12 protein-coding genes, 1 tRNA gene and 1 pseudogene are annotated in these 9214 nt (G+C 62.5%); 8 read left to right on the top strand and 6 right to left on the bottom strand.

What is annotated here, in order from left to right:
- The first annotated feature begins 257 nt into the window (after positions 1 to 257).
- The 3 genes and pseudogenes from ET21_RS0121020 to ET21_RS27310 all read left to right on the top strand — a co-directional run bounded on the left by ET21_RS0121020 (position 258) and on the right by ET21_RS27310 (position 1556).
- The gene (locus tag ET21_RS0121020; RefSeq protein ID WP_030541215.1) at positions 258 to 539 is read left to right on the top strand and encodes a type II toxin-antitoxin system RelB/DinJ family antitoxin; all 282 of its coding nucleotides are present in this window, start codon (positions 258 to 260) and stop codon (positions 537 to 539) included.
- Positions 508 to 828: a type II toxin-antitoxin system YafQ family toxin gene (locus ET21_RS0121015; RefSeq protein WP_026109744.1), complete on the top strand. Its 321-nt coding sequence runs from the start codon at positions 508 to 510 to the stop codon at positions 826 to 828. The genes ET21_RS0121020 and ET21_RS0121015 overlap by 32 nt, the downstream gene beginning before the upstream one ends.
- A gap of 106 nt (positions 829 to 934) precedes the next feature.
- Positions 935 to 1556, top strand: a pseudogene (locus ET21_RS27310) (histidine phosphatase family protein).
- Here ET21_RS27310 and ET21_RS0121005 read toward each other — a convergent pair.
- Both ET21_RS0121005 and ET21_RS0121000 read right to left on the bottom strand, forming a co-directional pair.
- The gene (locus ET21_RS0121005; RefSeq protein ID WP_007681981.1) at positions 1553 to 2515 is read right to left on the bottom strand and encodes a tyrosine-type recombinase/integrase; all 963 of its coding nucleotides are present in this window, start codon (positions 2513 to 2515) and stop codon (positions 1553 to 1555) included. The pseudogene ET21_RS27310 and the gene ET21_RS0121005 sit on opposite strands and share 4 nt — an antisense overlap.
- Positions 2512 to 2817, bottom strand: coding sequence for a hypothetical protein (locus tag ET21_RS0121000; RefSeq protein WP_007681980.1), 306 nt, complete (start codon positions 2815 to 2817; stop codon positions 2512 to 2514). Before ET21_RS0121000 ends, ET21_RS0121005 begins: the two co-directional genes overlap by 4 nt.
- Before the next feature lie 169 nt (positions 2818 to 2986).
- Between ET21_RS0121000 and ET21_RS0120995 the strand changes: the two genes are divergently transcribed.
- The 5 genes from ET21_RS0120995 to ET21_RS0120975 all read left to right on the top strand — a co-directional run bounded on the left by ET21_RS0120995 (position 2987) and on the right by ET21_RS0120975 (position 5139).
- Positions 2987 to 3232 (top strand): AbrB/MazE/SpoVT family DNA-binding domain-containing protein, encoded by a 246-nt coding sequence (locus ET21_RS0120995; RefSeq protein ID WP_030541214.1) that lies wholly within the window; start codon positions 2987 to 2989, stop codon positions 3230 to 3232.
- A complete protein-coding gene (locus tag ET21_RS0120990) occupies positions 3229 to 3618 on the top strand; it encodes a type II toxin-antitoxin system VapC family toxin (RefSeq protein ID WP_030541213.1) in 390 nt (129 codons plus the stop codon). Before ET21_RS0120995 ends, ET21_RS0120990 begins: the two co-directional genes overlap by 4 nt.
- 75 nt (positions 3619 to 3693) lie before the next feature.
- Positions 3694 to 3767 (top strand) — tRNA-Gly (locus ET21_RS0120985).
- 179 nt (positions 3768 to 3946) lie between these two features.
- Positions 3947 to 4468: an MbcA/ParS/Xre antitoxin family protein gene (locus tag ET21_RS0120980; protein ID WP_030541212.1), complete on the top strand. Its 522-nt coding sequence runs from the start codon at positions 3947 to 3949 to the stop codon at positions 4466 to 4468.
- On the top strand, positions 4465 to 5139 hold the full coding sequence (locus ET21_RS0120975; protein WP_030541211.1) for an RES family NAD+ phosphorylase: 675 nt from the start codon (positions 4465 to 4467) through the stop codon (positions 5137 to 5139). The genes ET21_RS0120980 and ET21_RS0120975 overlap by 4 nt, the downstream gene beginning before the upstream one ends.
- A 14-nt stretch (positions 5140 to 5153) precedes the next feature.
- On the opposite strand, the gene ET21_RS0120970 is transcribed toward ET21_RS0120975, so the two are convergent.
- From ET21_RS0120970 to ET21_RS0120955, 4 genes are all read right to left on the bottom strand, one after another.
- Entirely contained in the window at positions 5154 to 5435 is a 282-nt protein-coding gene (locus ET21_RS0120970) for a WGR domain-containing protein (protein WP_030541210.1), read from the bottom strand.
- Between the two features lie 136 nt (positions 5436 to 5571).
- Positions 5572 to 5871, bottom strand: coding sequence for a CcdB family protein (locus tag ET21_RS0120965; protein WP_030541209.1), 300 nt, complete (start codon positions 5869 to 5871; stop codon positions 5572 to 5574).
- Positions 5871 to 6119 carry a type II toxin-antitoxin system CcdA family antitoxin gene (locus ET21_RS0120960; RefSeq protein WP_030541208.1) on the bottom strand — a complete coding sequence of 83 codons (249 nt, stop codon included), beginning with the start codon at positions 6117 to 6119 and terminating at the stop codon, positions 5871 to 5873. Before ET21_RS0120960 ends, ET21_RS0120965 begins: the two co-directional genes overlap by 1 nt.
- A gap of 285 nt (positions 6120 to 6404) precedes the next feature.
- Positions 6405 to 9214 (bottom strand): Tn3 family transposase (locus ET21_RS0120955; protein WP_030541207.1); only part of this gene is annotated, 2810 nt, incomplete at its 5' end.

Raw genomic sequence — 9214 nt, 5'->3', positions numbered from 1 at the left:
CTGGCCCAAATCCTTAGCGTAGGATTCCGCCCCCTCCCGCAAACGCCCCCAACCTGCCGGCGCGCCGGCACCCTTGTCCCCGAGATCCGCGCACGCGATCTCGCCCGCCATGTGGATCGTCACCGAATGGCCAAGACCGTGTGCGGGCTTGGGGAGCGCAGCGACTCGAGCCACGGTGCCGCGCAAGCGGCAGGCGCAGGATGGTTGTAACTGTTGCTCAGTTGAGCTACAATGAAGACGGATCACAGGAGGTTCTTATGGCCGCTACCGCTTTCGTGCGCGCGCGCATCGACGAAACATTGAAGGATGAAGCCGCCGCCGTCCTGGCCGAACTGGGACTGACCGTATCCGATGTGGTCCGCATGACGCTCACCCGGATCGCGAAGGATCACGCCTTGCCTTTCGAGCTAAAGGTGCCGAACGCCGAAACGCGGGCAGCCATCGAAGCCTCTCGCGCAACGATGAAGTCCCGCCGCGCCCGCTTCACCGATCCTCAGGAATTGTTTGATGCCCTCGACCAAGAAGCCCGCCAGCAGTAAGCGTGCTTCGCTCCCTCGAGAGGCCTCCTACGAAAAGAAGTTCGTGAAGGATTGGGAGCGGTTGTCGCGCAGCGGGCGCTACAACATGAAGCAGCTCAAGGAAGCGATGATGCTCCTTATCGCCAATGACGCGCCGCTTGGCCCGGAATGGCTGGACCATGCCCTCAAAGGCGACTGGAGCGACCATCGCGAGTGCCATATCGGCGGCGACTTCCTGCTCATCTACACGATCGAGGGAAACCTGGTGAACTTCGTGCGCGCCGGCACGCATTCGGAGTTGTTCGAATAGCCTGCCGCTTCCTTGCGGATACAAGCATAAATATGCGCAACGCTATAACATAGCTATCTTTTGTATATCGCCTAGATAGCAATCTGCCCGCAATGAAGGGGAAGCCATGAGGGCCATATTCATCCGCCACGGTGAAAGCACTGGCAATGCCGGCATCCCTTGCCATGATTTGGCGACGATCGAGCTGACGGAGCGGGGCCAGGAACAGGCGCATCATGTCGCGGCGAGTTGGACCGAAGCGCCGGCGCTCATCGTCACGTCGCCCTATACCCGCACCCGGCAAACGGCCGCGCCTACCATCGCGCGTTTCCCCGATACGCCGGTGGAAGTGTGGCCGATCGAAGAGTTCACCTATCTGCAACCGGCGCGCTGGAACGGCACGCGGAGCGCCGAGCGGATGCCTCATCTCGAACGCTATTGGAGCGAGGCCGATCCTGATTATTGCGGCGGGGAGGGGGCGGAGAGCTTCGCCACCCTGCTCCGGCGCGGCGGCGCGGCCCTAGCCCGCCTCGCCGCCATGCCTGCGGGATCGCTGGTCTATGTGTTCGGGCATGGGCAGTTCATCCAGGCCGCGCACGCGATCGTCGCCGACGCCCATCTGGACGATCGAGGCAAGATGCTTGGGTTCTGGCGCAAAGGCGAGCCGCCCGCGATCGGCAACGCGCAACGGGTCGGGTTTCAATGGCGGGGGGGGCCGCTGGGAATGTGCGCCGCCGGTCGCCGCCTAGATCAACACCCGCTCTACCTCGTCGAGTGTCACGTCATCGGGCCGGCGATCGTAGAGCTGGGTAGTGCGGGTCGAACTGTGGTTCGCCATCGTCGCGGCTGTCTCCAGCGTGCCGCCGTTCTTCAAATAGGTGGTGATCCCCGTAGCGCGGAACGAATGGTTGCCGATCGCCGTCTCGATCTCGGCCGCGACGGCGCGACGGCGCACCATCGCGAAGGCATTGGCCTGGGGCAGGGGGGTGTCGCTTAAGCGCTTGGTCCCGCGCGCGATCGTACGGAACAGCGGCCCTTTGCGGTCCTCGCGCAAGTCGCAGCCATCGAGATATTCGGCCAAATAATGCTCAAGGTTGTGATGACAGGGCATTTCGTGGCGCTTGCCGCCCTTTTCGTGCAGCCGCACCCATAGTCGCCGATTCTGCACGAACACATCCTCCACGCGCATCGCCAGCGCCGCGCCGATCCGGGCAAACGAATAGACCATCAACCCGATCAGCGCCCGATCGCGCAAACCTGCCGGCGTCGTCGCATCGATCACATCCAGCAGTCGCCGCGCTTCGTCGGCGGCCAGCACCGGCGTCTTGCCGCGCCGGACGCTGTGCGCCGGCCCGCGCACCGACGCGGCCGGGTTCGTCGGCATGACCTGGCCTGTCACCAGCCAGTCGAACAGGTGGCGCACGGCCGCGAGCTGCTGCTTGACGGTGGGCGCGCTCACCTCGCGTCCCAGCGCCTCGATCCAGGCCGCGACATGAAGCGGCTGCAAGCCGGCGAGCGATGTGATGCCGCGCGCCGCTACCCAAGCCAAAAACTCGCCCGCTGCGCGCGCATAGGCACGGCGCGTATGGGGATTGCGGATGGTGACGGCGAAGAACTCGAGGAAGCGCAGCCGCGCCCGCTCATCGGCCGACGCGATGAGCGCGGGCAGCGCTAAGCTGGGTGACGGGAGAGGGGCGAGCTGGTTCATCGCCGACCGCGAACATGGGCGGCGGTGTCGATGACCGTTACGGCGTCCGGGGAAAGGTCTTCGACGCCATCAACAAAGCCGAATATCTCGGCTCGCCCGCCCTCGTTGCAAATACGCCCGGCGACTGTGCCGTGGATGATGGCGCGCGCTCCTGGCTCAAGGATCAGGTCGCCGGCGATTGTGCCATGCAGGATCAGCTTGATGCCGCTGCGCAGCGTCGCACTGCCGATCACCATGCCGTACAGAGCTAGATCCTCCTCGATCGCGAATGGGCCTTCTATCTTGTCGTGAACCGCCTTCATGTCCGCCCCGCATTAGTATGTGATAAAGGACATTATCAAAGGATGGCGCACTTTCCGGGCAGAAGCCCGGATCTGTGCCACAAGGTGAATAAATTGGCACAAAAACCAAACTCGGATATATAATGTATCTTACTCCCATTAATCATCGAAATGGCGTCAGGAGCCAGACATGACGATTCAGGTGAACATTGCCCCTAATGGCCGCATGATCCTGCCTGCCGATGTTCGCAAACGCCTCGGCCTTGCTGACGGTGGAGCCTTGCTTTTCGAGGAAACGCCTGGAGGGCTCATTTTGCGGACTGTGGCGCAGTCCGTCGCCCATGCCCGATCACTGGCCCGGAAATATACGGCGGACAAGCCGGATGCCTCGGTGGAGGGCTTCCTCGCCAACCGGCGTGCGGAAGGCGGAGAATGACATGGCTTGTCCTTGATGCGTCTGCCCTGTTGGCCATGCTGCGCGAGGAGCGCGGTGGCGACAAGGTAGCCAATGCACTTGGCGGCGCGCGGATGTGCGTGGTCAACCTGGCCGAAGTGACCAGCCATTTTGTTCGTCATGGCATGCCACCCGAGGAAGTGGAGGCGATGCTGCGGCCTTTACCCATTGCCTTGATTGAGGCGGACGCCGAGCTGGCCAGAATGGCGGGGCATATACTCGCAGCCGCGTCGGAGGCGGGACTGTCGCTTGGCGATTGTTTCTGCCTGGCCCTGGCCCTTCGAGAGCGATTGCCGGCCTGGACCACGGACCGCCAATGGGCGGCGGTCGCAAAGATGATCGGGGTGAAGCTGGTGCTCGTCCGATAGCCTATCGTCGGATGACGGCCAGCTGCTTTGATATTGACGAGGCCCGTCAAAAGATGGCAGGGCGCTTGCCTGCGGGCGGGTATAGCTCAATGGTAGAGCACTAGCCTTCCAAGCTTGTGATGCGGGTTCGATCCCCGCTACCCGCTCCAGTTCGGCTGCTGCCCTTCCCTTCCCGTCTGCTCCTCGGCAGCAAAAAGCGCAGTCCCTCCTCCTCTCTCTCGATTCAGGCGACAGCTCGTGCTCTTCGTCCCTATCGGCTGCGCCCGAGATCTGTAAATCCCTTGCCTACTGTCCAAATCTGGACTAACTCTAGATCTGGAGGTTATCCATGGCCCGGTTTTCAAAAGCAGCGATCCCGGAGGGAGGCCTTCCCGCTCTCGACCTTTCCCGGTTCGAGCCATCCAACCGCCGCCGCCTGAGCGCGCCTGCGCTCCGCACTTTTCTCGCGATCGCCGACCTTTGGGGCCTCAGCGAGGAGCAGCGGCGGCTGATCCTGGGCTATCCCTCGCGCTCCACCTTCCACAACTGGTGCAAGCAGGCGCGCGAGCATGGCTCCATCACGCTCGATGTCGACGTGCTGACCCGCATTTCCGCCCTCCTTGGCATCCACCACGCGCTCGCCATGCTGTTCACCGAAGAGCGCGATGCCGTTGCATGGCTGCGTCAGCCGCATGATGCGCGTGTCTTCGGCGGCAGGCCGCCGCTCATGCTCGCCATCAACGGGACGCAGGACGGGCTGATGACGGTCCGCCGTTTCCTCGATGCGGCGCGCGGCGGTCTCTATATGCCGCCGACCGCGGCGGAAGCGGACTTCGCGCCCTATGAGGATGGCGAGATCATCTTTCAGTGACGGAACTGTTCACCGGCGCGCCGCAGCCGAGCTATCGTCTCATTCCTTCGCGCTTTCCGCCCATCGGCCTGTTCGACACGGTCGCGACGGCGGCGGACGCGCAAGCGGTCATGGAGCTTGCCGGGTGGACTAACGATCGCCTGTCTGCCGATCGGCTGCACCGGCTTCCCCAGGACCAGTGGGTCTATGGCCGCCCCAACAGCAGCGTCATCATGGCGGCTTTCCTGCATGGCGCGCCCGAGGGCATGCGCTTCAACGGCCCGGAATTGGGCGCCTGGTATGCCTCGACGGATATCCAGACGGCGGCCGCCGAGGTCGGCCATCATCTCCGCCGTGAAGCCATCGCCCGCAATGTGCCAACCATGAAGCGGACCTACCGGGCCTATTCGGCAACGCTTATGGGCAAAGATTATTGCGACATCAAGGGACTCCAGGCGGAGCGCCCCGACCTCTACCGGCGCGACAGCTATGCCGCCTCCCAGCTCTTCGGCGAGCAGCTTCGCTCGGATGGAAAAGTCGGCATCCTCTTCGACAGCCTGCGGCGGCGTGGCGGCACGAGCATCGCCGCCTTTGTGCCGCCCGCCATCACCAACGTCATGCAGACTGATCACTTCGAGATCAGCGTGGAAGCCCGCGCGCGAGCGATAAATGTCCGTCGCCTGCGCAGCTGAAGAGGCCGCGCCGCTTAGCCCGTCGACACCGCCACGAGATGATAATCGACGCCGATCCGCCTGCGTGCGCCACGCCTCTTCCTGAAAATCGCCCGCAGATGCCGCCGCGCCGAAAGCGCGTCCGGAAAGCTGCGTCTTTGCCGCTGTCCCGCGGCGCCGATCCGCCCCCAGCAGGTTTCGACTACATAGTCGCCGAACAGGTCGACGCTGATCCAGATACTATAGTCACGCGCGATGTTGCGCGCAGGGTCCAGTGCACGCAGGTGGATGAGGCGATGCGGGAAAGAGCGCTCCATGGCGGCAGGATAGGCGTCCGGGTTTCCCTCGTCTCACGACTTGTCTGAATCAGTGCATACTTATTGATTCACAGCTTCGATCAAAGGAATAATAGTAGCTATCGGATAGCTATCCAGACCAGTCATGCCATCATTATTAGAATCCCACGATCAGCATATCCAGGGCAGCGCTTATGACATCCTGCTGCGATAGCATGGACTGAACGATCTCGCCCAACTCCCGCACTGGCATGGCTGCGGCGAATTGAGTGACCATCACTAGCTGCTCACCCTCGACGTCCAGTATTGGATTCAGCCGGATAGCGGGTAAAGGCGCTTCTGCAACCGGCAGAAGCGGGACGACCAGACGCGTGTTGAGATTGCTCAGAAGATCAGCTTGGCAATCCAGCACATAGCAGCCCCCTTCCCTCTGTCGCAGGACATCGAACTTCGCCATCAGAAGTGGCGATGCCGGCTGAGCGGTAGTCCATGCCGGTCGACATAATCATTGGAGCTTTCCAGGGCCGATGCATTATCGGCCTTCCAAAGCCGAGCCTGTTCCCTTGCAATCTGATCGCTCAGTCCGCTTTCACAGGCTCGCGAGATGTTGATGCCAAGCCGCTTCGCTTCAGCCACCAAGGCGGTATCTAGCGAGATATTGGTGGGCTTTCTGTGGCTCCTTAATCCGATATCGTAGCGGCCCATCCTGACCTCCAAGTAATGCTGCGCATAAACATGCGCATGTATGCCAAGCGGATCAATGGCAAAATCGAAGGGCGCTACTTCCTTTATCGATTGAACACAAAATCCCTAGGCGCTGAGCATTGGGAAGAACCAGAAATCGAATGCCGCTCAGGCACTGGCTCCCGAACCAGCGGCAGTCGCTGGAAGCGATTTAGAATGGGCCGCAGCCTTTTTGCCAAGGAACTTGGCGTCACCTCAAGGTTTGTGCGCCAGACAACGATTTGGCGGACATAATGAGAACACTGGCTATGCCACGAGTTTGAGGCGGGCCATGGGATCGTTGAGGGTGCGGAACTCGCCAGGGGAGAGCCGGTTTGCCCTTTGCCACAGATAGTCGCCGGTCAAACTGATATGCACCCAGCCCATCGGCGAGAGATGGGCAAGCAGCGCATCATCGAAGGTGCCGCCGGATGATTGGAGATGCTGGGCGGCCCTGTCCATATAGACGGTGTTCCAGTAAGAAATCGCCGCGATCAGCAGATTGAGGCCCGATGCCCGATATTCCTGATTCTCGATCGAGCGATCGGTGAACCGCCCCTGTCGGTTGGTGTAGATCGCGGCGGCAAGGGTATGACGTGCTTCGCCTTTATTGAGGCCGGCCTGGCAGGCGCGACGCAAGTCGGGCTGTTCAAGCCAGTCGAGCGCAAATAGCGTCCGCTCGATGCGGCCGAGTTCGGCCAGCGCAAAATCCAGCCTGTTCTGGCGCTTGTAGGCGGCCAGCTTGCGCAGGATCGCGGAGGGCGCAACGGCTCCTTCCTTAATGGAGGCGACGATCCTGACGATGTCATCCCAATCGGCTTCGATCGCCGCCGTCTTGATCGTGCGGCCCATGAGGCTTTCGATGCCTTTGTAGGTCGAAGGCGCGGCGATCGAGCCGAGTTTCCGGTCGGCGATGTCGCGCAGACGGGGCACGAACCGGAAGCCGAGAAGATGGCAAAGGGCAAAGACATGGTCCGTCGCGCCGCCGGTATCAGTGTAATGCTCATGCAGCGGTAGCGCGCCGGCGCCGAGCATCAGGCCATCCAGCACGTAGGGGGCCTCGCCGGCGGTGGCCGACATGATCCGCGATCCGAACGAGGCAAAATGATCGGACAGGTGGGAGTAGATCTTCAGGCCCGGCTCGCTGCCATATTTCGCATTGATGTCGGCCGCCGCCGATCGGTTGCGGCCCGAGCGGAAGAACTGCCCATCGGAGGATGAACTAGTGCCGGCTCCCCAATGGCGCGTGAAAGGAAGATCATGGTGCGCGGCAACGATCATCCCCAACGCGGCCTGATAGTTTTCGGGCGACAAATACCAGTTGTGGGTCCAGGCAAGCTGGGCGTAGCTCACCCCGTCGCTGGCGTTGGCCATGCGCTCTAGACCCAGATTCGATCCATCAGCGAGAATGGCGGCGAGGATCGCGTGCGGGTTGTCATGCTCCTTGCCGGACCGAAGATCGCGAAATGCGCTCAGGAACCCGGTGCGCTCGGCCACCTCGACCAGGAGTTCGGTGATCCGCACGCGCGGAAGCAAGGCGTCGAGCCTGCGATCGAGAGCCTCCGCCTCGGGTGGAGTGATCGCCGGCATGGGTTGCAGCTTGAGCCGGTCGCGTTCGAGCGCCACGCCCGCGAGCCTGTTCGCCTTGAGTTGCTTGGCGAAACGGCGCAGCCGCCAGTCGAGCGTCCTTGCCCGCTCCTCCAGATAGGCGGCCGCATCGGTCTGGAATGGCAGGCTGTCGGCCACCTTATCGGCATCGCGTCGACTCAGCAAATAGGTGTCGAAGCGGCGATAATTGCGGGTTCCTTCGACCCATATGTCGCCGGCGCGCAACCGATCGCGCAGCGTGGCCATGATGGCCGTCTCGTATCGCCGGCGATCGACCTGGCCACCTTCGGTGATGAGGCGCTTCCACTGCCGGTTGGCGAATGGGAGCGGAACGCCCTCGGGCAGGCTGCGGGCCTTGCGGGCATTGGTATCGCGGATGACCTCGATGGCCTTGACCAGTTGCGATCCGCTCCCCGATGCCTTGAACGTGAATGTATCGAGGAAAGCCGGGCTGAACCGCCGCAGCGTCGCATAGCGACCAGTCGCCGCGACAAGCGCATCTTCGCCCGCCAGCTCGGCCAGCGCATCGACCTGCGATTTGGCTGCGACCAGTCTGTGCCAGCCTACCGCTTCGTCGATCAGTTCGAGCGGATTACCGCCATGTTCGACCGCCTCTCCCAGCGCGGCGATCGTCGCGCCGAACAGCCGCATAAGTTCGCCGACCGAGCGGATGCTGTCCTGATAGCGCCTTTCCCGCCCGCGCCGCGCCCGTGTGAACAGGCTTCCGACAAGCCTGTCGAACATCTGGATCGCACCATCGGCGAGCCTGGCATCGAGGTCGATGACCGCCGCGATCAGCGTCGCGCGGCGCCTGTTAAGGCTATAATCGGAGAGCAGGAACGCCGGCGCAACGCCACCTTCGCGCATGAACTGCGCGAACCGGAAGTCGGGGATTTTCGCGCCGATCGCCGGGTCGATGCCGATTCCGCGCACATAGCGTAGCCGTTCCAGCAGCCCGTTGATGTTCGCCGTGGTGGGCGCTTCCTCGAAATTGCGCAGCCAGGCCAGCGGCGTCATGCCGAAGTCGCTGTTGTTGACGATCAGATCATCGATCCGCGCCAGTTCGGCATGACCCAGGCTTTCGACAATGAGCGCCGCCGCGGCTTTGCGGGCGCGTGCCCTGCCGGCGAGGCCCGCACGTTCGAGCGTGTCTGCCGATGGAAGAATGAAGCGTTCCTGCTTCAGCCCCTCCATCAATGCGCGGACAATAGGTTCGCCCCGATCGGTCCGCTCCGCAGCTCTTGCGGCGAGATCGAGCGCGAGCGGTATATCCCCTCGCCGAAAAGGGTGTAGCCCCAGATGCCGTGCCGCAATGTCGGCATGATCGTTACGTGTTTGCGCGCGCTGGCCATAGTCGGCGAACGCATCAACATCGACGAAGAGCTGGGCGGCGAGATAGTGAAGGACCGCATCGGGGACGTCGGCTCTGTTGCAAAAATCGTGAAGCTTGAGCATGCTTGGCGGAGATT

Source organism: Sphingobium sp. DC-2, assembly GCF_000722555.1.
Taxonomy (GTDB): domain Bacteria; phylum Pseudomonadota; class Alphaproteobacteria; order Sphingomonadales; family Sphingomonadaceae; genus Sphingobium; species Sphingobium quisquiliarum.
The sequence above is the reverse complement of the archived record's forward strand: the minus strand, read 5'-3'. Positions and strand labels throughout refer to the sequence as shown.